We start from the raw sequence: 25,733 nt of genomic DNA, 5'->3' as shown, positions 1-25,733 counted from the left end.
CTCTCCAAGTGTGACGCCCGCCAGCGTGTTAATACGAAAAAGTGAACTGCCCACCACTCTTCTCAATCGGCCTTCTTTCACTGACGAACGTTATGCATACGGCACGCGAACCGCAACCGATTGCGATGCGTAAAAAACCACGTTTTCTGCTTGAAATAGCCTAGTCGGCGCGTATAATTCCCGACAGTTTGCTGGGAGGGGTCATGCACCGTTACACCAAAAAATCCGCTGCTTATGTTGGTTCTCAACGACAACTGCCATCCGGCAGCCAGCTAGCGTTTTCCTTTCCGTTGCTCAATGATTCCATTAAGAAAGCCCCTCAATGAGGGGCTTTTTTTTGTGCCCTATCGTCCACAACTGCGCCCTTTCAGGGCATCATTTTGTGGCATCAAAGAGCGATTCAGGTATTTTTTGCCGACAGCTCGGGCAGCCAGATACGACATTTCCTGTTTACTCGTTAGGAGAAAGACAACATGGTCAATCCGCTCTATCAAAAACATATTATTTCGATTAACGACCTCAGTCGGGAAGATTTGGAACTAGCGTTGCGTGTCGCTGCCAGCCTGAAAGCCAATCCTCAGCCTGAGTTGTTGAAACATAAAGTGATTGCCAGCTGCTTCTTCGAGGCCTCCACCCGGACGCGTTTATCCTTTGAAACCGCAATGCATCGCCTCGGCGCATCCGTCGTCGGTTTCGCTGACAGCAACAATACGTCGCTGGGGAAAAAGGGCGAAACGCTGGCCGACACCATTTCTGTCATCAGCCAGTACGTTGATGCCATCGTGATGCGTCACCCACAGGAAGGCGCTTCCCGCCTTGCAACCGAATTCTCCAGCGGTATTCCGATTCTGAACGCCGGCGACGGTGCGAACCAGCACCCGACGCAGACGCTACTCGATTTGTTCACCATTCAGGAAACGCAGGGCCGACTGAATAACATCAATATCGCGATGGTCGGTGATTTGAAATATGGTCGCACCGTGCATTCACTCACGCAGGCGCTGGCGAAATTTGAAGGCAATCGCTTCTACTTCATCGCCCCAGACGCGCTGGCGATGCCGGACTATATTCTGAGCATGCTGAAAGAGAAGAATATTGCTTACAGCCTGCACAACAGCATCGACGACGTTGTCGGCGAGCTGGATATTCTGTACATGACGCGCGTTCAGAAAGAGCGGCTGGATCCGTCTGAATACATCAACATCAAATCCCAGTTTGTCCTGCGCGCCGCCGACCTGCACAGCGCCCGCACGAATTTGAAAGTGCTGCACCCGCTGCCACGCGTCGATGAGATCACCATTGATGTGGATGCCACGCCTCACGCCTATTATTTCCAACAGGCAGGCAACGGTATTTACGCCCGTCAGGCGCTGCTGGCGCTGGTCCTGAATCGCGAACTGGTTCTGTAAGAGGAAGAAACCATCATGACACACGATAATAAATTACAGGTTGAAGCGATCAAACGTGGCACGGTGATAGACCACATTCCCGCACAGGTGGGTTTTAAGCTGCTAACGCTGTTTAAACTGACCGCGACAGACCAGCGCATCACCATCGGCCTAAACTTGCCGTCCAACCACCTTGGGCGCAAAGATCTGATTAAGATCGAAAACGTGTTTCTAACCGAGCAACAAGCGAACCAGTTAGCGATCTACGCACCGCAGGCTACCGTCAATCAGATTGATGAATATGACGTGGTGCGCAAGCTGGTGCCGACGCTGCCAGACCATATTACCGGCGTGCTTACCTGCCCGAATAGCAACTGCATCAGCCGCAGCGAGCCGGTTTCGTCATCATTCAGCGTGAAGCAGCGCGACGACGACGTTCACCTCAAGTGTAAGTACTGCGAGAAAGAGTTTGAGCGCCAGGCAGTGCTGCAAGATCGCTAGTTTTCCGCGTTGCCCCGCAATGGACATTGCCTGTCGCGGGGCTTTTTTGAATAATGGTAGCGTTCGCGTTCCTTTTACGCCCCCATCAAGGAGATACCATGTCACGCATTATCAGCACTGAGCACGCCCCAGCCGCCATCGGCCCTTATGTTCAGGGCGTCGACCTTGGCAGCATGATCTTCACATCCGGCCAGATCCCTGTGAATCCGAAAAGTGGCCTGGTGGCAGATAACATCACCGCTCAGACACGCCAGTCACTGGAAAACGTTCAGGCGATTGTGGAAGCCGCTGGCCTGAAAGTTTCCGATATCGTGAAAATGACCGTGTTCGTAAAAGACCTGCACGATTTCACTCTCGTGAACACCGCGTATGAAGCCTTCTTCAACGAACATAGCGCACCGTTCCCGGCTCGCTCTTGCGTTGAAGTCGCACGCCTGCCAAAAGACGTGAAGATCGAGATCGAGGCGATCGCCGTTCGTCGCTAAATTTCGTCATTGATCCCACTCCCACAAGGCGCACCATCATGGCTGCGCCTTATTGATTTTTAGTCCCTTTCTGCCCTCATTCCAGTGCACGCCCTCCTTCTCATGCACCAATAAGGGGCAAAACGCTGGCAGTGTTCCAACAGCAGCGTGCTTTTTCAAAATGGCGCATTTTATGCATTGTCCTACTATCGCTATTCAGTGTGATACTGGGGATGACAATGATAAAAACAAGGCTTCCAACTGCACCCTATTACGACGAGATGATCTCGCCCGAAGGCAAGCAACGTCAGCACTACAATTCCTATTGGCAATGGCTACAGCAAACCGACCAGCAGGCTATTCAGCAAAAGAAGGAACAGGCTGAGCTACTCTTTCACCGAGTCGGTATTACCTTTAACGTTTATGGCGAAGAAGGCGGCACTGAGCGCCTCATTCCGTTCGATAGCGTACCGCGCATTATTCCCGCTCACGAATGGCAGTTGCTCGACCGCGGTATTCGTCAGCGGGTACAGGCGTTAAACGCTTTTCTCTACGATATTTATCATCAACAGCACATCCTCAAAGCCGGCATTATTCCCTATGAACAGGTGCTGGCGAACGAGCAATATCAGCCCTGTATGCAGGGAGTGAACCTGCACAACAACATTTACGCGCACATCACCGGAATTGATATGGTGCGCAATAGCGACGGCAATTATTACGTGCTGGAAGATAACCTGCGTACCCCGTCCGGCGTCTCTTACATGCTGGAAAATCGCAAGATGATGATGCGCCTCTACCCAGACTTATTTGCCAGCCAGCACATCGCTCCCGTCGAACGCTATCCCAGCTATCTGCTACAAACTCTGCGAGAAAGCACGCAGGTTGACGATCCCACCGTGGTTGTGATGACACCGGGACGTTTCAACAGCGCCTACTTCGAACACAGCTTTCTGGCACAGCAAATGGGCGTCGAACTGGTAGAAAGCGCAGATTTGTTCGTCAAAGCAGGTGCCGTCTATATGCGAACCACAGAAGGCCCTTGCCAGGTCGATGTGATTTATCGCCGCGTCGATGATGCCTTCCTTGACCCGCTGGCATTTCGTGCTGATTCCATGCTTGGCGTGCCCGGCCTCCTGTCCGTCTACCGCAAGGGCGGCGTCGTTTTAGCGAACGCCATCGGTACTGGCGTCGCCGATGATAAATCCATTTATCCGTATGTGCCGGAGATGATCCGCTTCTATCTGTCGGAAGAACCGATCCTCAGCAATATTCCCACCTGGCAGTGTCGCGATCCGAAAGATCTGCGCTATGTCCTCGACCATCTGGACAGCATGGTGGTGAAGGAAGTCCACGGTGCGGGTGGTTACGGCATGCTGGTCGGCCCGTGTGCCACGCGTCAGGAAATCGAGACATTCCGCCAGCGTTTACTCGCACATCCGCACAATTATATCGGCCAGGAAACGCTGGCACTTTCCACCTGCCCGACGTTTATCGATGATGGTTTGGCGCCTCGTCATATCGATCTTCGCCCTTTCGCACTATCCGGTGAGGAAATCCGGCTGGTTCCCGGCGGCCTGACGCGTGTCGCGCTTACTGAAGGATCTCTGGTCGTCAACTCGTCACAAGGCGGCGGCACCAAAGACACGTGGGTCATGGAGGGGGGAGAATCATGCTAAGCCGTACTGCCAGTGAACTGTATTGGATGGCTCGCTATCTGGAGCGGGCAGAAAGCCTTGCCCGCGTACTGGATGTCACCTACAAACTCTCGATGATGCCGAGCCACAGTCAACAGCAACACGATCTGGCGTTGCCGCTGAACCTAACGATGACCCATGAGTTATTTCAGCAGCGCTACGCCCACTTTTCCATGAACAACCTGCTGAATTTCTTCGCGCTGGACAGCCAGAACCCAAGCAGTATCTACAACTGTATCGAAATGGCATGGAATAACGCACACGCCGTGCGCGGCAGTCTCTCTTCCGAGGTCTGGGAGTGCATCAACGCCACCCGTATCGACATTCGCAACCTGCGGCATCAGGGCGTGGATAAAATCGGTATTGATGCGTTTTTTGATTGGGTAAAAGAGCGCTCTCATCTGTTTCGCGGCGCGATGTTCGGCACCCTGCTGCGCAATGATGCCCAGTGCTTCATCCGTCTTGGCACGCTGATTGAACGCGCTTATGCAACCGCGCAGTTGCTGAATGTCAAACATCAGCAACTCACTAACGACCCCGACCCGGTACGTGAATATTATCGCCTGGATACCCTGTTACGGGCAGTGAGCGCACGCGAGGCTTATCACAGCATCTATCGCCAGCCAATCAGCTCGGAAACGGTGACCGAACTGCTCGTCTTGCGCGAGGACGTACCGCGTTCTCTGCACGCCTGCGTCGGCGATCTGGTACTGCAACTGGAAGCCATCGGCAGCCAGCGAGCCAGAGTGCCGCATCGGCTTGCCCACCTGCTGCACGTCGAACTGCGTTTCAGTACGCTAGACGACATTCTGGCGCAGGATTTACCGACCTATCTCAACCACTTTATCGGCAAAATCAACGAACTGGCTGACAGCATTCGTCATACCTATCTGGAGGCGCTATGAAACTCACTATCAACCACCTTACACACTACCGCTATGATGAAGAAGTGAAGTTCAGCACCCAGTATCTACGCCTGACGCCGCAAAACTCCGCCTATCAGAGAATACGGGAATGGACACTGACGCTGCCCGTTCCGGCGGTTCAAACCACCGATGCCTATGGTAATGTATTGCATGTGCTGACACTCGACCACCCTCACCATGACATTACGATTCATGCACAAGGCGTGGTTGATATCATCGACAGTGACGAAGAAGAAAACCCAAACGCACAGGACGGCCTGTCACCGCTGGTTTTTTTACGCATGACGCCGCTGACCCAAGCCGACGCCAGTATTCGGGCATTTGCACAACGTTATTATCGGCAAGACGCACCGGAAGAGAGCCTGAATACGCTGATGGCAGAATTGCAGTTAAAAATGCCGTATACTCCCGGCGCGACACAGGTTCAGGACACCGCTTCCGCCGCATTTGCCATGCAAAAAGGCGTTTGTCAGGATCACACCCATGTCTTTCTGGCATGTTGCCGCAGCCTGAATATTCCAGCGCGTTATGTCAGCGGTTACGTATACAGTCAGGACACACAGCATGTTGCGATGCATGCCTGGGCGGAGGTCTGGCTGAACGGGAAATGGCAGGGATTCGACATTACCAATTGTACCCGCCAACTCCACCAGCACCTGTGGCTGGCCGTAGGGATGGATTATATGGATGCCTGTCCGGTACGCGGTGCGCGACTGGGAGGGGGATGCGAAGAGATGTTTTCAGAGGCTGAAGTCCATCTGTTTGCGCGCCAACAGCAGGTACAGCAGCAACAGTAGAATTTTTAACGAAAAGGTACTTTATGACTTACTGTGTCGCCATGTGTCTGTCTGACGGTCTGGTTTTTGCTTCTGACTCCCGCACCAATGCTGGCGTTGATCACATCGCAACATTCAAAAAGCTGCATGTCTTTCAACACGACGCAGAACGGGTATTTGTTGTCCAATGCGCGGGAAATCTGGCAACAACACAAAGCATTATCAGCCTGCTCAGCGCCCGAATGACTGCACAACACACGCCAAACCTGATGCAGATGGGATCGATGTATGATGCCGCCATGTTGCTTGGGGAAACCGTGCGGGAAGTCATCCACCGTGACAGCAGCGCGCAGCAGAATGGCAGCAACACTGACTTCGGCTGTAATCTTCTGTTCGGCGGTCAGATCGGCGGCGACACACACCGGCTATTTCATATTTATCCAGAGGGCAACTTCATCGAGGCCACGCAGGATACGCCCTATTTCCAAATCGGCGAAAGCAAATACGGTAAACCGATTATCGATCGCGTATTGACTATGGATACGCCGCTGGATCAAGCCATGTGCTGTGCGCTGATTTCCATCGACTCTACCCTGCGCAGTAACCTGTCTGTCGGCCTGCCGTTGGATGTCATGATTTATCGCACCGACAGTTTTGACAGTAGCGAGCAGCAACGCGTCACTGAAAACAACGCCTATTTCTCTACTATTCGTAAAGCATGGTCTGAAGGGTTGGTGAACACTTTCCGTCAACTTCCCCCCTTCCCTGATATTCAACAGTAACCACTCCCTCGTTAACATTCGATAGTCACCCTCACGATTTACTATCGAATACCGAAAAAACAGCATCTGGCTTTCAGATATTTCTGTCTTTTCACACGCTCGCTGACAATAAAAACCCCTGATAAGCCGCCAGACCGCGTACCGCAAGCCTTCACGGACACTGCACCCAACTTGGTTGATTTTCGACCAAGCTCGATTTATCTACTAGGTAGGAATTTCTTTGCTCTACATCAATTTTGCAGCGATAAAAGCGCAAACACCCCTATGCAATTTCAATATATAGTGCCTATCCTGTAAACATGAACTACATATAGTGTTTATCCACAGTGTCATCCACAGCCCCCTGTAACCCTTGTCAGTTACGGTTTTCGTCTGTGGATAACCTTTCCAGAGGAAGAAAACGTGAAACCAGTAGTGATTAAACGGGACGGTTGCCAGGTGCCTTTTGATGAAGTACGTATCAAAGAGGCGGTCGAACGCGCGGCACATGCTGCTGGTGTCAATGATGCAGACTACTGTGCAACTGTGGCCTGTGCGGTCGCTCAACAAATGCAGGATAAATCGCGCGTGGATATCCGCGATATTCAGGACGCGGTCGAAAACCTGCTGATGTCCGGCAATTACAAGCAGCTGGCACGTACCTACATCGAATACCGCCATGACCGAGACATCGCGCGTGAACGCCACGGTCGGCTGAATCAGGAAATTCGCGGTCTGGTCGAGCAGAGCAACATGGCGCTGCTGAACGAGAACGCCAACAAAGACAGTAAAGTCATTCCCACCCAGCGCGATCTGCTGGCTGGTATTGTCGCCAAGCATTACGCCAAACAGTACATCCTGCCGCGTGATGTGGTACTGGCGCACGAGCGCGGTGAGATTCACTATCACGACCTCGACTACTCACCCTTTTTCCCGATGTTTAACTGCATGCTGATCGACCTGAATGGCATGCTGACAAACGGCTTCAAAATGGGTAATGCGGAGATTGAGCCGCCGAAGTCAATCTCAACCGCTACCGCCGTCACGGCGCAGATTATCGCGCAGGTCGCCAGCCATATTTATGGCGGCACCACGATTAACCGCATTGATGAAATTCTGGCGCCGTTTGTCACCGCCAGCCATGCGAAACATAAAGCGGTGGCAGAAGAGTGGCAGATTCCTGATGCGGAAAACTATGCCTTAACCCGCACGGAAAAAGAGTGCTACGACGCCTTTCAGTCGCTGGAATACGAAGTCAACACGCTCCACACCGCTAACGGCCAGACGCCGTTCGTGACCTTTGGCTTCGGGCTCGGCGTCAGTTGGGAATCGCGTCTGATTCAGGAATCGATCCTACGCAACCGCATTGCCGGGCTGGGTAAAAACCACAAAACAGCGGTATTCCCGAAACTGGTTTTTGCTATCCGCGACGGTCTGAACCACAAAGCGGGCGATCCAAATTACGATATCAAACAGCTCGCGCTGGAGTGCGCCAGCAAGCGCATGTACCCAGATATTCTGAACTACGATCAGGTCGTGAACGTCACCGGTTCGTTTAAAACGCCAATGGGCTGCCGCAGCTTCCTCGGCGTTTATGAAGAGAACGGCCAGCAGATTCACGACGGACGCAATAACTTAGGTGTGATCAGCCTGAACCTGCCACGCATTGCGCTGGAGGCCGAAGGCAGTGAAACCCGCTTCTGGACGCTGCTCGACCAGCGTCTGACGCTGGCGAAGAAAGCACTGATGACGCGAATCGCGCGGCTGGAAAGCGTGAAAGCCCGCGTTGCGCCAATCCTGTATATGGAAGGGGCTTGCGGCGTGCGTTTAAAAGCGGACGATAGCATTGCAGACATCTTCAAGAATGGGCGCGCTTCAATTTCACTGGGCTACATCGGCCTGCATGAAACGATTAATGCGCTCTTCGGTAGCCAAACGCACGTGTTTGATGACGAAGCGCTGCGTGCCAAAGCTGTGGCCGTTATCACTCGCCTGAAAGCCGCCACCGAGCAGTGGAAAGACGAAACGGGTTACGGCTTCAGCCTGTACAGCACGCCGAGTGAAAACCTGTGTGACCGTTTCTGCCGTCTGGATACCGCCGAGTTTGGCGTCGTGCAGGGCGTGACGGACAAAGGGTATTACACCAACAGCTTCCACCTTGATGTGGAGAAGAAGGTGAACCCTTACCAGAAAATCGACTTCGAACTGCCCTATCCGCCGCTGGCTAACGGTGGGTTCATTTGCTACGGCGAATACCCGAACCTGCAACACAACCTCAAAGCACTGGAAGACGTATGGGATTACAGCTACAGCCGCGTGCCTTACTACGGCACCAACACACCGATCGACGAATGCTATGAGTGTGGCTTCACTGGTGAATTCGAGTGCACCAGCAAAGGCTTCACCTGCCCGAAATGCGGCAACCACGATTCGGCCCGCGTTTCCGTCACGCGCCGCGTGTGCGGCTACCTCGGTAGCCCAGATGCACGCCCGTTCAACACGGGTAAGCAGGAAGAAGTGAAGCGTCGCATCAAGCATTTAGGCAACGGTCAACTAGGGTGATCCCTTCCGGGCCGCAACAATGCGGCCCCACTTTCGCGGCACCGTCAACACGCGCCCGCTTCATAACATGGGCTCTATCGTATGAATTACCACCAGTATTATCCCGTTGATGTCGTCAACGGCCCCGGCACCCGCTGCACGCTGTTTGTCGCTGGCTGCGTGCATGAGTGCGTAGGGTGCTACAACAAAAGCACCTGGCGGCTAAACTCCGGTCAGCCGTTTACACAAGAACAAGAAGATCGGATCATCGCCGATCTTCAGGATACCGAAATCCCCCGGCAGGGAATTTCGCTGTCTGGCGGCGATCCGCTTCACCCTCAGAATGTGCCTGACATCCTGCGGTTGGTCGAGCGGATACGCGCGGAATGCCCAGGCAAAGATATCTGGGTCTGGACAGGCTACATGCTGACGGAACTCATGCCGGAGCAACAGCGGGTGATCGATCTCATCAACGTGTTAGTCGATGGAAAGTTTGTGCAAGATCTGAAAGATCCCGCACTGATCTGGCGCGGCAGTAGCAATCAAGTTGTCCACCGACTGCGTTGATCGACAGGAAGCTACTGAAGCGCCTGCTGCTTACCCAGTGAACGTAATTGATCGGATTCCAGGACGGTGATCCGCGCTTTGGGCTCGGGTGAGAACGCCTGATTCAGCAACGCCTGCGCGACCGTTTTCCCCTCAATGGCTCGCCACTTTGCTGGGAACAGGCGGAACAGTGGGGCGGCCAGACTTTCTAGCGGACGGCTATCCTCTCTTTCCCCTAGCAGCATCGACGGCTGTGCCAATGTCAGATGTTGCCAGCCTTGCTGGCGCAGCGATTTTTCCGCTTCTCCCTTTACTCGCGAATAGAAGAAAGGCGACGTCGCATTCGCACTCAGCGAACTGACGACCAACAGGTGCGTCGCACCCAGCGCCAGCGCCACTTTTGATCCTTCCACCACCAGCGTGTAATCCACATAGCGGAACGCCTGCTTACTGCCTGCCGTCTTGAGCGTCGATCCCAGACAGCAAAAGGCGATGTCGACAGGGTCGGTCAACTGCGCCAGCGCGGCAGACAGGTCGGGATCGTGCGGATTGATCACTTTCTCCGACGGTGCCAGCGGCTTACGGGTCGGCGCATAGATCGTCTCAACCCGATTATTGGCTTTCAGAAGATGTAACAATTCGTGCCCCACTAACCCCGTTGCACCTAATAACAGTACTCGGCTCATCGGTTTTCCCCCTTGCTCTATGTCTTTCACTATCCCATCTTTTTACGTTTATGTTCTTATCTATGACACCGCAATCCCTGAAGAACGATTAGCGCTGAAGAGCCTGCTCGTCGCGCTGCCAGTGGCGTTTCTTACCAAAGCCCAGCGTATTGTCCGTCATTTTGATTTCTGTCAGATCGAGCCGCCAGATCGGCGCTTGCGATGCCCGGGCAATAGGGAAACGCGCGTTGTACCGCGCTCTGGCCTGCTGCGCGTCATCCCCCTCCAACTGCACCGCCTGTGCCCGAAACTGCACACCTTTAATTAGCATCACACTCTTCGGCTGGCCGCTGACCGTGCCGGCCACCTGCGGCAACCTTGCCATGATTTCACCGTGGCGCGTCTGCAACTCCGTCATTAGATAGAAGGCTATTTGTTGCTCGTCATAAGTATAGAAGCAACTCGCACACCATAATTCCGAATTTTCACCCACGCATAACGTCAGTACGTGCAACTTCTTCAAATAGCGGGAGATTGCCTCAAGATCGCTGCTTATTTCTCTCGGTTCTTTCTGCATTACGCTGCCTCAATCCACTTTCTGAACGAACGTATCCTGCCCGACCAACCGTTGCCCTTCCGCAGAATGCGGCAGCATGGTTTGCAGAGGCTTGCCGGTGTGTTTATCCAATAGCAGGGAATGAGGTTCCCCCTCCGCAAACAGCTGTTGCTCCCCCCACTGGCGTAGCGCCACGACGAGCGGGAATAGCTGTTCGCCTTTTGGCGTCAGGATATATTCCTGATAGGCCGAGCTTTCGGAAACGGGCTGAACGGACAAAATGCCTTCCTCAACCAGGGTACGCAGACGATCGGTAAGAATATTTTTAGCAACACCCAAACTGCGCTGAAAATCGCCGAAACGGCGGCGATTATCGAAGGCATCGCGGATAATCAGCAACGCCCAGCGATCGCCAACCACATCCAGCGCGCGGGCGACGGGACACGCATCCTCTTTCAGACTTTTGCGCTTCACCATGAATACTTCCTCCCCTTTTTCCTGTGCATCCTGCCTGCCTTACCCACAGGCTGAAAACTGACCGTGTGTTTTTGGTTGCAGAATAAAACCAGAATATTTATGCTTCAATTGGTTTTATTTTGAAACCAAACTGAATAACGAAAGCCAATACGATGAAAACAAGCCCTATTCATACCACGTCATCCGCCACCGAAGGCGATCTTTACAGCACGCAGACGACATTGCCGCGCGCTCTGGTTTTGCTGTTTGCCTGTGCCAGCGCCCTCAGCGTCGCCAATGTCTATTACGCACAACCGCTGTTGGATGCATTATCGGTAGATTTTCACATCAGTATCGCTGCCGTTGGCGGTGTGATGACCGCAACACAGCTTGGCTGTGCGCTGGCATTAATGCTGCTGGTGCCGCTGGGCGATATCCTCAATCGGCGCTATCTGATGCTGGCCCAGTTGGGTGCGCTCATCGTGGCGCTGATTGCCGTTGGGCTATCCACCACGTCCCTGTCTTTATTGATCGGCATGTTGGCCGTGGGCATGCTCGGCACGGCAATGACTCAGGGACTGATTGCTTATGCCGCGACGGCTGCCGCCCCGCAGGAGCGCGGGCGCGTGGTGGGTGCCGCACAGGGCGGCGTGGTGATTGGGCTGTTGCTGGCGCGCGTGCTATCCGGCTTCATCGCCGATCTAGCAGGCTGGCGCAGCGTATACTTTTTCTCCGCGCTGCTGATGCTCCTGCTTGCCGTTCTTTTATGGCGCGCACTACCGCATCAGCCACCAGCCCGGCAACGCCCGCGCTATTCCGCGTTGCTGATTTCTATGCTGACCCTGTTGCGTAAAGAACGGGTGTTGCAAATACGTGGCGTCATCGCTTTACTGATGTTTGCTGCCCTGAGCATTTTCTGGAGCGCGTTAGTTCTGCCGCTGAGTCGCGAACCGTATTTCTTTTCTCATACGGTTATCGGTGCATTTGGTCTGGTCGGTATTCTCGGCGCACTGGCGGCCGTGAAAGCGGGTTCGTTGGCCGATAAAGGGCGAGAACAGTGGGTCAGCGGTATCGCCCTGTTACTGTTGCTGGCATCGTGGCTGCCGCTGTCGCTGGCGCCCTATTCTCTCTTCGCGCTGGTGGTCGGCATCATCGTGCTCGATCTGGGCGGACAGGCCATTCACGTCACCAACCAAAGCATGATTTTCAAGACGCATCCTGATGCACACAGCCGTCTGGTTGGCTGTTATATGCTGTTTTATAGCATCGGCAGCGGGCTGGGTGCGATGGCAACCACCTCGGCGTATGACGCTGCTGGCTGGTCAGGCGTGTGCCTCCTTGGTGCAGCCGTCAGCCTGTTAGCCCAACTCTTCTGGAGAATGACGCTGCATGTTTCGGCTCCGTCACCGATCGCCTCCATGCCATCGTGATAGCGGAACAACGCTCACCGTCAAGAAAGCGCTGCGCGTACTCGGCTTTGGGCTACGCCATTTACGCATCGCGTCCGTGAATGCGTTTGGGCAGATTGATGTATCGCAGCTTCCTCCGCTGGACGATCGTACGATTCTTTGTTTGCAGGCGGGCGAGGTAAACACGGGCGAGTTCGATGACTTTGCGCAGATCATCCCCATTGCGAAAGCAGCGGGTGCCTGGGTTCACGTTGATGGCGCATTCGGACTGTGGGCCAGAGCCTCATCCCACGCGGTGCTCACCGACGGTATCGAACTGGCCGACAGTTGGACAACGGACGCGCATAAATGGCTAAACCCCCCTACGACTGCGCGATGGCGATTTGCCGCGATGCGGACGTGCTGGCCGAGGCGATGAACGCAGATGCGGTTTACTCCAGTGCGGCACGCGATGCGCAAAAGAATCTGACGCTCGAATTTTCCCGTCGTACGCGCGGCATTCCGGTGTGGGCGGCACTGCGTACGCTGGGGCGTGATGGCGTAGCAGAGATGGTCGAACGGCACTGCCGACAGGCGACATTCATCGCCGACGGCCTGCGCCATGCGGGATTTGAGGTACTGAATCGGGTTGTGCTCAATCAGGTTCTGTTACGTGGAGAAACCGACAGCCAAACGACAGCGATACGAGAGGCGTTACAGGCGTCGGGCAAAGCATGGTTTGGCGGCACCGTCTGGCAGGGGCGTCCGGCATTGCGCATCAGCGTGTCATCCTGGCGCACGCAGGATGACAACGTACAGGCGTTGATCGCACTGCTGACGGAGATCAAAGCTCAGGCCCCACGCTGAACGAAGCCTAAAACGATGAGCGCGGTATAAAACGACAATCCCCGCAAGCGCGGGGATAGAAAAAGGGACTTCATCAAGTTATGCGCGCCGAAATGAGTTAGACGTAAACGCTAATGCTGGAAACCTGCCCCTGAAAGCGGTTTAGCGCTTCTGCGGCACGCTGTAGGCTTTCGGTATTTTGCACTTCGCTACGGGATGATGCGCCCGCGACACCTTGCTGAATGGTGTCGAAAACATTAATCGGCTGGAACACATTGGAAGGCGGAATGCTTCCTCCTTCGGCTCTCGGCGATGAGACAAAACCCAGCAGCGCGGACCCTTCTTCACGTCCCAGCCGACCACTGCTGACAAGGCCTTCAACCGTTTCATACAGTTCGGCAGGGCTAATTCGGGTGAAATCATACCGCGTCGTCTCACCAACAGGAACAGCTCCGCTGCCCGCCTGATAAGACTGAAGCTGTTCGGACAGCGCCGCTTTCTCTGCATGCTCGGTAGAACGCTTCGCCATCACCTGCTGGCTGGCAAAAACGGACGACTCTGCGGCTTCAACTTTCATATCACCTCCTTACGGTAACGTATGGAAGACAAAATCATTGGCATAGCGCCTCACCGTGACGGTGGGTGCAAAACTGGCGTGCTTTAATACTGACACGCAATCCCCCATCGCGCCAGCCCAAAGCGGGATTTGCTCCCGTGCGGGGGATATTTAGACCAACATGCAACAAGGGGTATAAGCCCAGTTTATCCCCGCTGACACGAGGAACACACGTCACAGTCCTGTTCGATTTGCCCTGTATCCGGTTTATCCCCGCTGGCGCGGGGAACACCAGCAACGTAGCTCCGGTAATCAAAGTTGGCGCGGTTTATCCCCGCTGGCGCGGGGAACACTCTTCCCGCACAACATGGAACGGTAAGCCAGCCGGTTTATCCCCGCTGGCGCGGGGAACACATCATGAGAATCCCAATCTTTAATAAGCTCTACGGTTTATCCCCGCTGGCGCGGGGAACACCACGGACGAGTTCGGCTATCACAATCTAGTGGCGGTTTATCCCCGCTGGCGCGGGGAACACTTGTACATAACCACGGCTGCTGGTTTGCGCAGCGGTTTATCCCCGCTGGCGCGGGGAACACAACAAACTGCGCGGAGGTAAATAACATGAATACGGTTTATCCCCGCTGGCGCGGGGAACACATCGAAACGGCAAATCTCTGAAAGAGATAACGCGGTTTATCCCCGCTGGCGCGGGGAACACCATCATCAAATAAAGCTATAACCTCTCCTAGGCGGTTTATCCCCGCTGGCGCGGGGAACACAAAGCTGTTATACCCAAAGAGATTTAAATTTGCGGTTTATCCCCGCTGGCGCGGGGAACACCAATGTCAAATCAGTAACATTAACCCACGCGCCGGTTTATCCCCGCTGGCGCGGGGAACACCTCCCACGCCAGTTACAACACCGCCGACGATGCGGTTTATCCCCGCTGGCGCGGGGAACACAATCACAGCGCAAATCGTTGTCGATTTTCGTGCGGTTTATCCCCGCTGGCGCGGGGAACACAATCGTCGGGGCAGGTTTTTACGCTGCTCTGCCGGTTTATCCCCGCTGGCGCGGGGAACACGTAGACCGTTTTACTATTCGACAGGGCCCGTTCGGTTTATCCCCGCTGGCGCGGGGAACACATATTGGAATGCGCATGCTCCAACCGCATGAACGGTTTATCCCCGCTGGCGCGGGGAACACTCAGTCATGTGACCTGTCTCCCCGGAACTTTACGGTTTATCCCCGCTGGCGCGGGGAACACACATTGTGCTGGGAGTCGGTGAGTTGCCAGTGCGGTTTATCCCCGCTGGCGCGGGGAACACGACCTGAACCAAGAGCGGCTCACGTAATTCCACGGTTTATCCCCGCTGGCGCGGGGAACACCAAACCAAAATTTCCAGCGGGCAAGTCTAGAACGGTTTATCCCCGCTGGCGCGGGGAACACCTCTGGAGAACCGATGAACAACTTAATGATTGACGGTTTATCCCCGCTGGCGCGGGGAACACTCTAAAAGTAGAGATTTGTTTTATAACACTTTTTTCGGCATAAAAAATTCTACCGATTTTTCCATGTTGTTAAAGATCGCTAACTTATTGATTTTCAATAGGTGAAAAAGAGACTAACCGCAGGCCATCCAGATCTACCGGCATTCGGCGGTTTTCGCCCCAAGTTTGGAACTCAAAACCGGATTCCGTATTCGTCGCCCACGCCATCACCACGTTGCCCTGTTCTGCCAGTTCGATAATCTGCTGCCAGACCATTTCTCTCACCCGCTGTGAGGTATCACCGACATACACTCCCGCGCGGACTTCCAATAGCCACACCGCCAGCCTGCCGCGCAAACGCGGCGGGACATTTTCCGTCACAACCACCAGCATGCTCATTTAACCCTGCCCCCGGTGGCCGCTGTCACCAAACGGTTTCGGTTCTGGGATTGCTGGCGGCTGTGCATCGTCCGGCGGTAGCGGCGGCGTAATGCCCCCCGCAGACAAGACTTCCTCAATCAAGGGAATCAGTTTGCTCAGCGTTTTCTGGCTGCGGAAAATATCACGACAGGCAAGCCGAACTTCACGATCCGGCTCGGCAGGGTTGCGCGCTGCAATTTCAAAAGCTTTCGCCACCACACCCTCGAATTTGATGATGTCGGCAATGTCGTAGACAAAAGAAAGCGGTTTGCCGCTGTGGACAAACCCGATTGCTGGCGCATAGCCCGCCGCCAGCACGGCCGCTTCCGTAATACCGTACAGGCAGGACGTTGCCGCGCTAATGCACTGGTTGACCTTGTCGCCTCGTTCCCAGTCTTTCGGATCGTAACGTCGGCCATTCCATTTCACGCCATACTGCTGCGCCAACAGCGTATACGTTTGGCGCACGCGGGCACCCTCAATCCCCCTGAGCTGATCGACCGAACGGCGGCTCGGCGCAGGTTCACCAAAGCGTAGCTCAAACATTTTGCGCACCACTTTCAGGCGCAATTCCTCATCCAACGCCAGCTTGGCCTGATAGAGCAATTTGTCCGACCGCGCACCACCAGGCTGGCCAGACGCATACAGCCGTACACCAGCTTCGCCGACCCACACCAGCAGCGTCCCGACCGTTGCCGCCAGTCGCACGGCAGCATGAGAAACCCGAGTGCCCAGCTCCAACATGATGCAGGCAACCGACCCCACGGGAATATGCGTGCGCACGCCGGTTTTATCCACCAGCACAAACGCACCGTCAATGACATCAATCTGCCCGTATTGCAGAAAGATGAGTGAAACCCGATCCTTGAGCGGGATCGGGTTAAGCGGAACATACATCGTCAACTCTCCCTGTAACGGGGCAGACTACGCCCGTTTCAGCAGCAGCAGGCCGCACCCCAATGCTTTGCTTTTTCCTAACCCTTGTCGGGCAGCCGTCGCAAAACGTTCAGCATCCGTAATGTGAAGCACGCCGTCATAATCCACGCTGCTGAACATAATCGCCGCCGACTGGCCGGGCTTATTCAGGCGATGGCGCTGATAGCCATCGACCCGACACGACGACACCGCAAAGCCCGCGTTTTCCCCTTGGCGTACCAGCCAATCATGGGCACGCTGCTGTTGGTGCCGCCACAGTTCTACGCCAGATAGCCCGGCAGCTTTCGCCTGATGACGCGCATCCATCAGCACATCGCTCCGCTTGCCGTCTCGCGTGACCACTGGATTAGCACGTAGCGAAAATGCCAGCGTCATGCCGTTATGCCACTGCGGTTGATAGGGCTTGGTTTCCACCTGAAACAGGTTATGACCCGCCTGTGGAGCCTGTTCAGAAAGCAGGTAAAACAGGCTTTTGGTTTCATGCGCCTCTTCGCGGAACAGGAACGAACGCTGAAGCTGTTCAGGGAAAAGCTGCCAGAGCCATTGGTGGCTGGCATAGCCCCCTGCATGCAGCCGCTTTTCCGCCATCACACGCGGCAACGCATTGAGTTGCAGCGTTATTCTGGAAAAATACATCATTCCTCTCCCTTTTCACTGCCGACATATTGCACGCGGGAGGTGAACTGCCAGCGCCCTCGATCGGCGGGCTGATCGTTTCGTGAGACCCGATATTGCTCCGTTAGCCCTGTGTCAGTTTCCTGCTCCCAGTAGCACACGCCCTCGGCACGGCCGATCGTCTCTAACGCGAGATCGTTCAGCGCAGGTGTCTGCTTTGCTAACTGCCACACCTCAGCCAACGTGCCAGCAAACAGGTGCGGCGCCAACGGCAGCGCAGGCGGACAGCTTTTACGCCCGAAATAAAGCGTAAACACCGGTGATAACAGTGCATCCCGCAGCGCACTTAACGAGTAAGGTGCATCCGGCGTGGCGCTAATGGCGATGTGGTAATAGGCATCACAGCGGTATTCGCGTGAGGTCAGCATGGTTTCGAGCGATTGCCCTGCCTCCGGCCGCAATTCATCACGCCTTGTATAGCGCGGCACCTTGCGGTTTTCTTTCGGCATCTGCACCGTATGGTAGTCATTCAACCAGGTTTCACGATCGGAAAGCGGTCGCACCGCAACATGGTAATGTTGGTTAAAAACCGTCAGCGCGGCTCGATCGTCGCGCCGGATCCCCAGCGCCGCTGCCAGCAGCCCCAGCAGCGCCGAACGGCTGGGTACCGTCGAGGTATGGCGCACCTCACCGACCGCCACTTCCCCCCACGACACCAGCGGGGCATAGATCTGGAAGACCAGATAGTTATCCATAGCGCGCTCCTACTGGCTGATGAAATCCAGTAACCCTTGCAGCGAACCGCCCTCGCTGTCAGCTTCCACGTTCAGTTCATAGGAAGGAACGCTGCCCGCAGAGGCGTACACCCGGTCAAATTTGTTTTTTTGTTTACGCAACAGATCGATGGCGTCATTGACCTGATCGTCACTGCGAATAGGTTTGAAAAACGCGACCGACAAGGTACGCGGCTGATCGGTGCTCTTTTCTGCCAACGCATAGGTTGCCAGCGCCCGACTGGCAAAGCTGTTCTGCTTGCCGCCCGGCGATACGGTCAGCACCGTTTCCGTCAGCGCACGCAAGGTCCGTGCCACCAGCGCTTCATCGTTCTTCAGATTTTCCAGCAGCAGATCGCGGTTAATGCAGACATAGTGATAGAACAGCGCTGAGGCAAAGCTCTGTTCGCCCATATGCGCCGATCCGCTGTCAGCTGCCGTATTCAGGTCATCCACCGCCGTGAAAAAGTCATCTTCGATGGTTACAGCACTCACGCCCAGTGCGTGCGCCACCTGGCAGGCAGCTTCGACATTAAATTCCGGCTCGGCGGCCAGCATCCGGCCAAACAGCGCGATATCGACGCTGGCGGCATCCTTACGCAGCAGTTTTAGTTCTTCGCTATTCGGCTTACGCGACTCTGCAATCAGGCGAGCAACCAGCTGATCGATCAACGCCCTTTCCCGCACGCTGAAATGAGCGAGCTGTTCGATATCATATTTTTCCAGCGGTTCTTTACTGCCTTTTTCTTCTTTCTTCGGTTTACCGAATTGTTCAGCAATGCTCTTCGCCGCTTCATCGGCCAGCTTTTCACTCATGCCTCCGGCAATCATCGCAGCATAGATATCACGCCCAATGCGGCGACTGCGGGTGCCGATATGGCCGTCCATTGCAGATTCAAACACCTCAGAGGTACGCCATGCACGTTTCAGGCTCTGCGAGGACACCCGCAAACGCTCGACGCCACCAACGATGGCGGTTTTCGGACGTCCCGCGTCATCACGGTTCAAGTTGGAAGACGGATAAGCGGTTAAAAAATGAAGCTGGATAAAAGTGGTCATCAGTTATTCCTTGTCTGAAGCGGTCGTTGACGTTTCTGTCGTTAACATTGCTGTCGTGTCTGGCTCATCGGCGGTGATATTTTGTGACGCCTGCGCATACTCGCACGCCCAGCGCACGGCGTTGCGTCGTAAAGGATGAAGCGTCGGCGCACGGTTTTCCTGCCGTGCCTGCCACTCATCCATCCACAGGAAAATACCATCCGCCAGCGAAGGGAGGTTTACACCTGCCTCACCGCGTATTTGTACCGCGCGAAAAAGCTGGCGATGCAGTTCTTCCGGCGTTTGCGCCCGCTGTAGCCGTTCAAAACGCAAAGGGGAAAGAAAAGGACGGTCACCGCCCTGCTTTTCACCTAGTTGGGCAGCGAAGCTGGTCTTCAACATGTTTTTCGCCGCATGTGCCACGACAGAAACAAAAATCGCCAGCGCCACGATGTGGTGTTCCTTTTCCAGCCGCGCTGTGAGCTTCCCCGCCAAATCGTGATATCCCTGACAGGTCAGCACGCCATAAGGCGGTGCAGCGCGGCGCAACTCTGCCCGACGCGCACGACCATTGCCCGCAGCGCTGTGGCGATTTTGTAGCGCCTCGAACCAGTCACTAATCTTTTTTGCGTCATCCTTGTTGATGACCAAAAAATCAGCCGTGTTTGCCATCCACTGCCTCCTGCATTTGTTTAATGGTTTCTGCCGCTTTTTGCTTATAGAAAAACGCGCTCAACTTTTTCCGTGTTCCCGCCGCTTTAACCAGATCGCGGTGTTCGTCTGGGTTGCTAAACACGCGGGCATCGTAGTTCTCCAACAGATAGCGATAGAGTGCCTTTTGCCACGTTTTCAGCGCCGTGGCGGGGGCGTCACCCTGAGCCAACGACTGATACAGCCGCATAAAATTGGGCTGCGTTTCCTGCCAGAACGCAACATCAATGGCGCTGAAATCCCCTTTTGCGTCCTTCGGGCGCGAAAACCAGGCTTCCTTAATCATCTGACGCAGCAGCGTGGCACTGTCCCGCGCCAGTTCCACCGCCAGTTGCAAATAATCTTTATATTCACGCAACGCTAGGGGATCATCACGAAAACGGGCAGAAGCAAACAACTGCGGAACATGGTGCTCATACCAGCAGCGCGCCTTCATGTTGTCCATATCGTAGCCAAAACACCACAGCCCCGATTCTCTACGCAGTTCATCTCGCTGGGCATTGTGCTGCACGACCGTGGCGGGAAAGGTGCTATTAAGCTTATCTTCCCCTTGAACCAGCAGCCCCAGCCAGTCACGGTACGCCAGCCCGCCCGGCTGCCCTTTCACCGACAGAAAAGGAGCATCGCCTTTCAGCGCATGACGATAGGGAGTGAGCGGGTGCCGCCAACTGTCGTACTGAATGCCGTAATTTTTGGTGCGATACTGTGTGAGCAATGCGGTCGATTTCGTGCCGCACAGATCGCATTCACCCGTCTGTAGCGTGGTGAAATCCAGCTCGATGCGGCGAGGCATACCCCAATAGGCTTGCAGCCGATGTGCATTTTCTGGCGTCACGGGCGGGTGAGCGCCATCGCTGGTGGGCGTATCCACTAACCATGGGAATACCGTGGCATCGGGTTTACCCTTGGGCATCACCTCTTGCGTCACCACGTTCATCCAGAGCTTTTTCCACAGCGGCAGACTGGTATCTTCCGGCATAAGCAGCGTCGTGATCGGCCCGCCACCGCGCATCCCAGTGCGATGCCCCTGCCCGCCGGATGGCGCATTGGTTTGCAGTGTGAACAACGCCATTGCCGCACAGTGTGGGCACACTGCGTTTACCGTACCGCGCTTGATGAAGTGATCTTTATTCAGCTTGAGCGTATTGCCACCGGGGGCATCGATCAGCAAGCCGGAAATCGGCGTCGAGTCGCTGTCGAGCGTGGCAAAATCCTGCATAAATGCGGGTTTCTGTGCGCCAAACTGCATCGCCAGTGCCAGCGTGGCTAACGCCTGCGGGAAATCGGATCCAAGTCCTTCTTCCCAGATTTCACTCCAGTCATCGTCATCAGCGGGCGCATAGGCGGTTTGCAGCAGGCCGATAAGAAGCTGATAGCCCGCCCCCTGCAAATCGGCACGCGGCCAGGCAAGATCGATAATAGTGTCGTCGGGAAGTTGCTGCGGGGAAATGTTACCCATCCGACCATCCGCAAAGACGGCGGGTAACCAAGGTTCTTCAATCAATGAAAACATCGTACCTCCTGTGTGCGCCGCGTCCCTGCGGCAAGCCGATTACGGCTGGTTCTACAGTCTCTTTTTTAACGCATTCAGCCCGCGACGCCAGAGAGATGGCTCACGTTTGTGGCTGAGGATACTGCTGTACTCGCACTCGTTTGCTGTATGTCAAAGTAGTGAACATTTCGTGCGCCACTATTTCACTATTCTTAAGCCACTTCATCGCACGAAACCAGCATATTCCTTGCAAATAGCTAACCGATAAACACCCCAATTACGGCACCGCTCGCAAAAGCCCCTATTCGTGCGATAAGAGTGGAAGCTCCCATTTGCCTGCTTCTGACGTCTGGCGATATAGTTGCTTCGCTGCCGCAAGATCGGCTTCTAGGGGTGAGAATCCGAATGACTTCAAAACGATAACGGGAATGCTACGCATGGCGTCAGCCAATCGTTAAGCGATTGTCAGACTCACTCATCAAGCACTATTTAATTGGCACAAAACACAGGGAATAGCAGAAAAAGATCTTCCGCAACAAGGGATATTTTGTATGTTAACAGCGCGCTCTGTGGGGTACCGAATACGCCGTACTTTTGCAATTATCGCAATTTGCGATATTATTAGGGAGCAAGAATGAGAGTCATCTCAGCCAAGGCCATCACCGATGCGATGAAAAAGCATGCGAAATGGAAAGTTGGTTTGAAGTTATGGCTGGATGTTTTTGACAAGCCATCGCTGCGGTTTGAGTCCTACGAACAGTTATGTCATGTATGGCGAAATACATCTTGCTGGAATGTCGATCGCATACCTTTCGCATTGCTAGAAAACGAAAGCCGCAAAGGACCACTTGATATATATGTATTTGATATTAATGGTAACAATTGCAGAATCATAGCATGGTTAAACCCTAATACGGGTTCTTTGTATGTGAAAGACGTGTGCTCTCACGCAGAGTACGATAAGTGGTGGAAAGCTCAAACGAAGACAAAAAGGTGAATTATGCGAAATACATCTCTGGGTTCTAACCGTTCTGTAGGAATCAGTGGGCTCATCGAAAATTTACCTCTTCTGCTTCAGGAAGCCTCTGAGCAGCTTAACAGCCTGTCTGTTTTACTCTCTGCCTGTATGGAACCTATTGAAGACGATAACGATCTTCAGGAAAGAATGGAGTGCATCAATCAACTTTACCTCTATTCCTCTGATGTCAGTGATATTCCAGCCACTTTTGCAGAGCTCATCGCGGACAGAGTCTATGAATATGAAAAGAAACACCGAGATGTGCCCCACGTCAGTCAGGCTGATGCCTTAGCTTTTTTTATTGAAGAAAGAGGGCTGAAACAGTCAGACTTAAAGCAAATTGCAACACAAAGCGTCATCTCTGAGATTATTAACGGTAAGCGAACCATGACATTACAGCAAGTTAAGGATTTTTCTCGCTACTTTAATGTGCCTGTTGAGACATTTATTGACTGAGCATCAACCCCACCCGCTCGCTATAAAACGCGTGGGTTTCACCCCGATTCAGCAGCAGCACCTCAGCCTGTGGGCGGTGTAATTGCTGCCGAAACTGTTCCAGCGCGTCACCTTCCAGTATCGGTAATCCGGTTTTACGCTTCTGCCACCAGCTTAACCGAACCTGCACGCGGCTTTGCTCCCAGCCGAAGGTTTCCGATGTGGCGTACGGCTGCGGGAGTTCACCATCATTTTCCGGTTTCCATGACAGATACAGATCCAGCGTTTCCTCTCCTATGCGGGTGGAGATATCCACCGCATCGCTCCAGCCAGAATCGCTGGATTGAGCACAGTAACCGTGTACCAACGCCAACGATGACTGACCCGCAACTGAACGCTGGCCATATCGTTCTCCCAGAACCTTGTTGGCTATCGCTTCCAAAGCAGGAGGCACCGCGATCTGTTCTTCATACACGCAGTTGATCAGCTGTCGCGCCGCTTCTGGCATTTTTATCGCACCGTGTTCGCGTAATATCGCCTGCGTGCGCCACAGCGCGGCATGATCGGGATAAACGTAGCCGCTGTTGCGCAGTTCATCGCCCAGCCAGTCGGCTCCTGCTTCCGGCAGCCAGACCGGTGCCATAATGTGCAGCACCGCCGCCGGGCGCTCATCCATTAGTGGTGCCGTGTCCATTTCAGTTTTACGACGCCCGTCGAGAAACCGGATATGCCGCTGTAGCCGCCCTGCACGCTGAATCAGCAGATCGATCGGCGCAAGGTCGCTAATCATGTTATCAACATCAATATCCAGCGATTGCTCGACAACCTGCGTGGCAATCAGCACCTTGCCAGCACGCTGCTCCGGCGTACTGTCTTTGCCAAACCACGTCAGCGCCTGTTCCTCGCTCGCCATGCGATCGCAAAAGGCGAAACGACTATGGAACAGCAACATATTTTCCTCAGCAATACCCGCCTTAATGAGCTGGCGATACACGGCGATGGCGTCATCCACCGTATTCCTGATCCAACAGATCGATTGCCCCGCCGCCACGGCAGCTTTCACACGTTCAATGCCCTGCAACCGTTCCGTCAACCAGCCAATCTTGACCTCGCGTCGCACTTCCGCCCGCGTATCCAACCGCGTTTCCAGCAGACACTCCCGCGTTACCTGCGTCATCCACGGATAATCCGCGTCGGGATTGAGCTGTACAGCTTCACACGCAATCCCCTGCGCGAACGCCCACGTCAGCTTTTCCCGCAGATTAAGCGGCAACGTCGCCGTGAGGATAATCACGCTGCCGCCCTGCTGCGCATGGAAGCCAATCAACAGTTCGATCAGCTTGCTCATATAGGCGTCATACGCGTGCACTTCATCCAGAATCAGCAGCTTGTTCTGTAGCCCCAACACCCGTAATGACTGGTGGCGAAATGGCATCACCGCCATAAGCGCCTGATCGAGCGTGCCCACGCCGATATCCGCCAGTAGCGCTTTCTTGCGCGAGTCCGCAAACCAGATGTTGCAGTCTTTGCTGGCGGCGTTTTCCTTCTTGTCGTACTGCGCCTGCCCCTGACTGTCGCCTTCCCACAGCGATTGCATAAAGGCTGACGACATATGCCGCGCCCCGTGCGCCAGCATCAGCGAAGGGTTGTGCTCCGGTGAATATAATGCGCGGTAGGCTTCGGCAAGCCGCAGATACATAGCATTCGCTGTCGCCATCGTCGGCAGGCCGATGTAAATGCCGCTCGTTTTTTGCTGCGCCATCAGCCTGTGCGCCAGTACCATCGCCGCTTCTGTTTTCCCCGCGCCGGTCACGTCTTCTAAAATGAAAAGCTGCGGCCCGTCAGCAGAAATATCAGCCTCCAGCGCCTGCTGTTGCAGCGGCGTTGGGCGTTGGATAAACGGAAAGAGCTGTTGGATAGAATGGAAAGGAGCAGTAGACGGGGTTCGTGGCAAACGCGAGACGGCCTTTTCTGCCGTCGGCAGCGCGTGTTCACGCCAGTAGGTTTCAAGCGGCATCGGCGTGCTGCAATAGCGGAAATCCTGCTGGCGCGAGCCCAGCCAATCCGCCAGTACGGTCAAGCCAGCCAGCGCCCAGCTTTGCTGCTTCAGCCTGTTTCGCCAGCCTTTATCAGCGAAACAGGCAGGGAACGCAGACGCGTCGGGAAAACACGTTTCCAGATCATGCAGGTAATGTTCTACCGCCAGATAATCATCACGATGAAAAGCCAGACTGCCTTTGCATTCCGCCGCCGGTTTGCCGTGGTGTCCGGTAACAATGTTCAGCCAGATCTCCAGCGTATTTTTCACCACCGAAGTGGGCTTTTTCGTCCCTAAAGGAAATAAATTGGGAATGTCATCACGCATCGTCCATAGCCAGAAGCCCAGATCGTCATGCCTGTCCCTCCCGGACTGCCCCGAATACTGGACTAACGGGGAATCAGGGTTGGCATATTTGCCCTGAAAACCACGGGCAAATTTTCCGATATCGTGCCAAGCCAGAAAATACGCAAACCATGCGGCGACATCATCATCGCCAAATACCAGTTCACGCAGCACATGGTTAGCCTGAAAATAGTTTCCCTTTAATAAGAAATAACCGCAGGCCGCCACATCCAAACCGTGATAAGGCAGCAGATGATAATCATCCCCCTCCAGCGCATCCGCGGATCTTTTTGCTTTTCCCCAATACTGAAAATAGCGCCGGTCGATGATATCTTCCTTGTGCATAGGCGTTA

Annotated in this window: 26 protein-coding genes and 1 CRISPR repeat array; of the genes, 14 read left to right on the top strand and 12 right to left on the bottom strand. The window is 54.5% G+C overall.

Annotated features, from left to right (window positions below; translation table 11 throughout):
- Positions 1 to 473: 473 nt before the first annotated feature.
- The 9 genes from pyrB to nrdG all read left to right on the top strand — a co-directional run bounded on the left by pyrB (position 474) and on the right by nrdG (position 9,621).
- Positions 474 to 1,409 carry an aspartate carbamoyltransferase gene (pyrB, locus tag EO763_RS02050; RefSeq protein ID WP_039491701.1) on the top strand — a complete coding sequence of 312 codons (936 nt, stop codon included), beginning with the start codon at positions 474 to 476 and terminating at the stop codon, positions 1,407 to 1,409.
- Positions 1,410 to 1,424: 15 nt separating this feature from the next.
- Complete coding sequence (gene pyrI / locus EO763_RS02045) at positions 1,425 to 1,889, top strand: aspartate carbamoyltransferase regulatory subunit (protein WP_161527921.1); 465 nt, start codon at positions 1,425 to 1,427, stop codon at positions 1,887 to 1,889.
- Between the two features lie 98 nt (positions 1,890 to 1,987).
- Positions 1,988 to 2,374: a 2-iminobutanoate/2-iminopropanoate deaminase gene (ridA, locus tag EO763_RS02040; RefSeq protein WP_039491705.1), complete on the top strand. Its 387-nt coding sequence runs from the start codon at positions 1,988 to 1,990 to the stop codon at positions 2,372 to 2,374.
- A 218-nt stretch (positions 2,375 to 2,592) separates the two neighbouring features.
- Positions 2,593 to 4,032: a circularly permuted type 2 ATP-grasp protein gene (locus EO763_RS02035; RefSeq protein ID WP_039491707.1), complete on the top strand. Its 1,440-nt coding sequence runs from the start codon at positions 2,593 to 2,595 to the stop codon at positions 4,030 to 4,032.
- Positions 4,026 to 4,955, top strand: a complete 930-nt coding sequence (locus EO763_RS02030) for an alpha-E domain-containing protein (protein WP_161527920.1) — start codon at positions 4,026 to 4,028, stop codon at positions 4,953 to 4,955. Before EO763_RS02035 ends, EO763_RS02030 begins: the two co-directional genes overlap by 7 nt.
- On the top strand, positions 4,952 to 5,773 hold the full coding sequence (locus EO763_RS02025) for a transglutaminase family protein (RefSeq protein WP_161527919.1): 822 nt from the start codon (positions 4,952 to 4,954) through the stop codon (positions 5,771 to 5,773). The genes EO763_RS02030 and EO763_RS02025 overlap by 4 nt, the downstream gene beginning before the upstream one ends.
- A gap of 23 nt (positions 5,774 to 5,796) precedes the next feature.
- Positions 5,797 to 6,534 carry a proteasome-type protease gene (locus tag EO763_RS02020; protein ID WP_039491712.1) on the top strand — a complete coding sequence of 246 codons (738 nt, stop codon included), beginning with the start codon at positions 5,797 to 5,799 and terminating at the stop codon, positions 6,532 to 6,534.
- Positions 6,535 to 6,936: 402 nt separating this feature from the next.
- Positions 6,937 to 9,075 carry an anaerobic ribonucleoside-triphosphate reductase gene (nrdD, locus tag EO763_RS02015; RefSeq protein WP_161527918.1) on the top strand — a complete coding sequence of 713 codons (2,139 nt, stop codon included), beginning with the start codon at positions 6,937 to 6,939 and terminating at the stop codon, positions 9,073 to 9,075.
- A gap of 81 nt (positions 9,076 to 9,156) precedes the next feature.
- Complete coding sequence (nrdG, locus tag EO763_RS02010) at positions 9,157 to 9,621, top strand: anaerobic ribonucleoside-triphosphate reductase-activating protein (protein ID WP_161527917.1); 465 nt, start codon at positions 9,157 to 9,159, stop codon at positions 9,619 to 9,621.
- Positions 9,622 to 9,632: 11 nt separating this feature from the next.
- Here the strand turns inward: nrdG and EO763_RS02005 are convergent, their stop codons facing one another.
- From EO763_RS02005 to EO763_RS01995, 3 genes are all read right to left on the bottom strand, one after another.
- Complete coding sequence (locus EO763_RS02005; protein WP_161527916.1) at positions 9,633 to 10,286, bottom strand: Rossmann-fold NAD(P)-binding domain-containing protein; 654 nt, start codon at positions 10,284 to 10,286, stop codon at positions 9,633 to 9,635.
- Between the two features lie 88 nt (positions 10,287 to 10,374).
- Positions 10,375 to 10,842: a YhbP family protein gene (locus EO763_RS02000; protein ID WP_039491719.1), complete on the bottom strand. Its 468-nt coding sequence runs from the start codon at positions 10,840 to 10,842 to the stop codon at positions 10,375 to 10,377.
- Between the two features lie 9 nt (positions 10,843 to 10,851).
- Positions 10,852 to 11,298, bottom strand: a complete 447-nt coding sequence (locus EO763_RS01995) for a winged helix-turn-helix transcriptional regulator (protein WP_161527915.1) — start codon at positions 11,296 to 11,298, stop codon at positions 10,852 to 10,854.
- 152 nt (positions 11,299 to 11,450) lie between these two features.
- Here EO763_RS01995 and EO763_RS01990 point away from each other — a divergent pair, with 152 nt between their 5' ends.
- From EO763_RS01990 to EO763_RS23720, 3 genes are read left to right on the top strand one after another with little or no spacing between them, the layout of a single operon-like run.
- Positions 11,451 to 12,707, top strand: coding sequence for an MFS transporter (locus EO763_RS01990; RefSeq protein WP_161527914.1), 1,257 nt, complete (start codon positions 11,451 to 11,453; stop codon positions 12,705 to 12,707).
- Positions 12,667 to 13,104 carry an aminotransferase class V-fold PLP-dependent enzyme gene (locus EO763_RS23725; RefSeq protein ID WP_280117247.1) on the top strand — a complete coding sequence of 146 codons (438 nt, stop codon included), beginning with the start codon at positions 12,667 to 12,669 and terminating at the stop codon, positions 13,102 to 13,104. The genes EO763_RS01990 and EO763_RS23725 overlap by 41 nt, the downstream gene beginning before the upstream one ends.
- The gene (locus tag EO763_RS23720) at positions 13,035 to 13,532 is read left to right on the top strand and encodes a pyridoxal-dependent decarboxylase (protein WP_280117246.1); all 498 of its coding nucleotides are present in this window, start codon (positions 13,035 to 13,037) and stop codon (positions 13,530 to 13,532) included. Before EO763_RS23725 ends, EO763_RS23720 begins: the two co-directional genes overlap by 70 nt.
- Before the next feature lie 97 nt (positions 13,533 to 13,629).
- Here the strand turns inward: EO763_RS23720 and EO763_RS01980 are convergent, their stop codons facing one another.
- From EO763_RS01980 to casA, 8 genes are all read right to left on the bottom strand, one after another.
- A complete protein-coding gene (locus EO763_RS01980; protein WP_161527913.1) occupies positions 13,630 to 14,088 on the bottom strand; it encodes a hypothetical protein in 459 nt (152 codons plus the stop codon).
- Positions 14,089 to 14,269: 181 nt separating this feature from the next.
- A CRISPR array of direct repeats spans positions 14,270 to 15,580; the repeat unit is 29 nt; unit sequence CGGTTTATCCCCGCTGGCGCGGGGAACAC.
- Positions 15,581 to 15,664: 84 nt separating this feature from the next.
- Positions 15,665 to 15,958, bottom strand: a complete 294-nt coding sequence (cas2e, locus tag EO763_RS01975) for a type I-E CRISPR-associated endoribonuclease Cas2e (protein ID WP_005973730.1) — start codon at positions 15,956 to 15,958, stop codon at positions 15,665 to 15,667.
- Complete coding sequence (gene cas1e / locus EO763_RS01970; protein ID WP_161527912.1) at positions 15,959 to 16,876, bottom strand: type I-E CRISPR-associated endonuclease Cas1e; 918 nt, start codon at positions 16,874 to 16,876, stop codon at positions 15,959 to 15,961.
- 27 nt (positions 16,877 to 16,903) lie between these two features.
- Positions 16,904 to 17,551 (bottom strand): type I-E CRISPR-associated protein Cas6/Cse3/CasE, encoded by a 648-nt coding sequence (gene cas6e, locus EO763_RS01965; RefSeq protein WP_161530322.1) that lies wholly within the window; start codon positions 17,549 to 17,551, stop codon positions 16,904 to 16,906.
- Positions 17,551 to 18,285 (bottom strand): type I-E CRISPR-associated protein Cas5/CasD, encoded by a 735-nt coding sequence (cas5e, locus tag EO763_RS01960; RefSeq protein WP_103183095.1) that lies wholly within the window; start codon positions 18,283 to 18,285, stop codon positions 17,551 to 17,553. The genes cas6e and cas5e overlap by 1 nt, the downstream gene beginning before the upstream one ends.
- 9 nt (positions 18,286 to 18,294) lie before the next feature.
- On the bottom strand, positions 18,295 to 19,362 hold the full coding sequence (cas7e, locus tag EO763_RS01955) for a type I-E CRISPR-associated protein Cas7/Cse4/CasC (RefSeq protein ID WP_161527911.1): 1,068 nt from the start codon (positions 19,360 to 19,362) through the stop codon (positions 18,295 to 18,297).
- Positions 19,363 to 19,365: 3 nt separating this feature from the next.
- On the bottom strand, positions 19,366 to 20,013 hold the full coding sequence (gene casB / locus EO763_RS01950; RefSeq protein WP_161527910.1) for a type I-E CRISPR-associated protein Cse2/CasB: 648 nt from the start codon (positions 20,011 to 20,013) through the stop codon (positions 19,366 to 19,368).
- Complete coding sequence (casA, locus tag EO763_RS01945; RefSeq protein WP_161527909.1) at positions 19,997 to 21,565, bottom strand: type I-E CRISPR-associated protein Cse1/CasA; 1,569 nt, start codon at positions 21,563 to 21,565, stop codon at positions 19,997 to 19,999. The genes casB and casA overlap by 17 nt, the downstream gene beginning before the upstream one ends.
- A gap of 613 nt (positions 21,566 to 22,178) precedes the next feature.
- Here casA and EO763_RS01940 point away from each other — a divergent pair.
- The gene (locus tag EO763_RS01940) at positions 22,179 to 22,541 is read left to right on the top strand and encodes a type II toxin-antitoxin system HigB family toxin (protein WP_039535732.1); all 363 of its coding nucleotides are present in this window, start codon (positions 22,179 to 22,181) and stop codon (positions 22,539 to 22,541) included.
- A gap of 3 nt (positions 22,542 to 22,544) precedes the next feature.
- Positions 22,545 to 23,018: a helix-turn-helix domain-containing protein gene (locus EO763_RS01935; RefSeq protein WP_161527908.1), complete on the top strand. Its 474-nt coding sequence runs from the start codon at positions 22,545 to 22,547 to the stop codon at positions 23,016 to 23,018.
- Here the strand turns inward: EO763_RS01935 and cas3 are convergent.
- Entirely contained in the window at positions 23,008 to 25,725 is a 2,718-nt protein-coding gene (cas3, locus tag EO763_RS01930) for a CRISPR-associated helicase Cas3' (protein WP_161527907.1), read from the bottom strand. The genes EO763_RS01935 and cas3 overlap by 11 nt on opposite strands.
- Between the last annotated feature and the right edge of the window lie 8 nt (positions 25,726 to 25,733).

The organism is Pectobacterium odoriferum (assembly GCF_009931295.1).
Lineage (GTDB): Bacteria > Pseudomonadota > Gammaproteobacteria > Enterobacterales > Enterobacteriaceae > Pectobacterium > Pectobacterium odoriferum.
The sequence above is the reverse complement of the archived record's forward strand: the minus strand, read 5'-3'. Positions and strand labels throughout refer to the sequence as shown.

What these genes read in the sequence shown, in the direction of transcription:
- pyrB (WP_039491701.1), top strand. Translation starts at nt 474, where the DNA reads ATGGTCAATCCGCTCTATCAAAAACATATTATTTCGATTAACGACCTC.
- pyrI (WP_161527921.1), top strand. Translation starts at nt 1,425, where the DNA reads ATGACACACGATAATAAATTACAGGTTGAAGCGATCAAACGTGGCACG.
- ridA (WP_039491705.1), top strand. Translation starts at nt 1,988, where the DNA reads ATGTCACGCATTATCAGCACTGAGCACGCCCCAGCCGCCATCGGCCCT.
- EO763_RS02035 (WP_039491707.1), top strand. Translation starts at nt 2,593, where the DNA reads ATGATAAAAACAAGGCTTCCAACTGCACCCTATTACGACGAGATGATC.
- EO763_RS02030 (WP_161527920.1), top strand. Translation starts at nt 4,026, where the DNA reads ATGCTAAGCCGTACTGCCAGTGAACTGTATTGGATGGCTCGCTATCTG.
- EO763_RS02025 (WP_161527919.1), top strand. Translation starts at nt 4,952, where the DNA reads ATGAAACTCACTATCAACCACCTTACACACTACCGCTATGATGAAGAA.
- EO763_RS02020 (WP_039491712.1), top strand. Translation starts at nt 5,797, where the DNA reads ATGACTTACTGTGTCGCCATGTGTCTGTCTGACGGTCTGGTTTTTGCT.
- nrdG (WP_161527917.1), top strand. Translation starts at nt 9,157, where the DNA reads ATGAATTACCACCAGTATTATCCCGTTGATGTCGTCAACGGCCCCGGC.
- EO763_RS02005 (WP_161527916.1), bottom strand. Translation starts at nt 10,286, where the DNA reads ATGAGCCGAGTACTGTTATTAGGTGCAACGGGGTTAGTGGGGCACGAA.
- EO763_RS02000 (WP_039491719.1), bottom strand. Translation starts at nt 10,842, where the DNA reads ATGCAGAAAGAACCGAGAGAAATAAGCAGCGATCTTGAGGCAATCTCC.
- EO763_RS01995 (WP_161527915.1), bottom strand. Translation starts at nt 11,298, where the DNA reads ATGGTGAAGCGCAAAAGTCTGAAAGAGGATGCGTGTCCCGTCGCCCGC.
- EO763_RS01990 (WP_161527914.1), top strand. Translation starts at nt 11,451, where the DNA reads ATGAAAACAAGCCCTATTCATACCACGTCATCCGCCACCGAAGGCGAT.
- EO763_RS23725 (WP_280117247.1), top strand. Translation starts at nt 12,667, where the DNA reads ATGTTTCGGCTCCGTCACCGATCGCCTCCATGCCATCGTGATAGCGGA.
- EO763_RS23720 (WP_280117246.1), top strand. Translation starts at nt 13,035, where the DNA reads ATGGCTAAACCCCCCTACGACTGCGCGATGGCGATTTGCCGCGATGCG.
- EO763_RS01980 (WP_161527913.1), bottom strand. Translation starts at nt 14,088, where the DNA reads ATGAAAGTTGAAGCCGCAGAGTCGTCCGTTTTTGCCAGCCAGCAGGTG.
- cas2e (WP_005973730.1), bottom strand. Translation starts at nt 15,958, where the DNA reads ATGAGCATGCTGGTGGTTGTGACGGAAAATGTCCCGCCGCGTTTGCGC.
- cas1e (WP_161527912.1), bottom strand. Translation starts at nt 16,876, where the DNA reads ATGTATGTTCCGCTTAACCCGATCCCGCTCAAGGATCGGGTTTCACTC.
- cas6e (WP_161530322.1), bottom strand. Translation starts at nt 17,551, where the DNA reads ATGTATTTTTCCAGAATAACGCTGCAACTCAATGCGTTGCCGCGTGTG.
- cas5e (WP_103183095.1), bottom strand. Translation starts at nt 18,285, where the DNA reads ATGGATAACTATCTGGTCTTCCAGATCTATGCCCCGCTGGTGTCGTGG.
- cas7e (WP_161527911.1), bottom strand. Translation starts at nt 19,362, where the DNA reads ATGACCACTTTTATCCAGCTTCATTTTTTAACCGCTTATCCGTCTTCC.
- casB (WP_161527910.1), bottom strand. Translation starts at nt 20,013, where the DNA reads ATGGCAAACACGGCTGATTTTTTGGTCATCAACAAGGATGACGCAAAA.
- casA (WP_161527909.1), bottom strand. Translation starts at nt 21,565, where the DNA reads ATGTTTTCATTGATTGAAGAACCTTGGTTACCCGCCGTCTTTGCGGAT.
- EO763_RS01940 (WP_039535732.1), top strand. Translation starts at nt 22,179, where the DNA reads ATGAGAGTCATCTCAGCCAAGGCCATCACCGATGCGATGAAAAAGCAT.
- EO763_RS01935 (WP_161527908.1), top strand. Translation starts at nt 22,545, where the DNA reads ATGCGAAATACATCTCTGGGTTCTAACCGTTCTGTAGGAATCAGTGGG.
- cas3 (WP_161527907.1), bottom strand. Translation starts at nt 25,725, where the DNA reads ATGCACAAGGAAGATATCATCGACCGGCGCTATTTTCAGTATTGGGGA.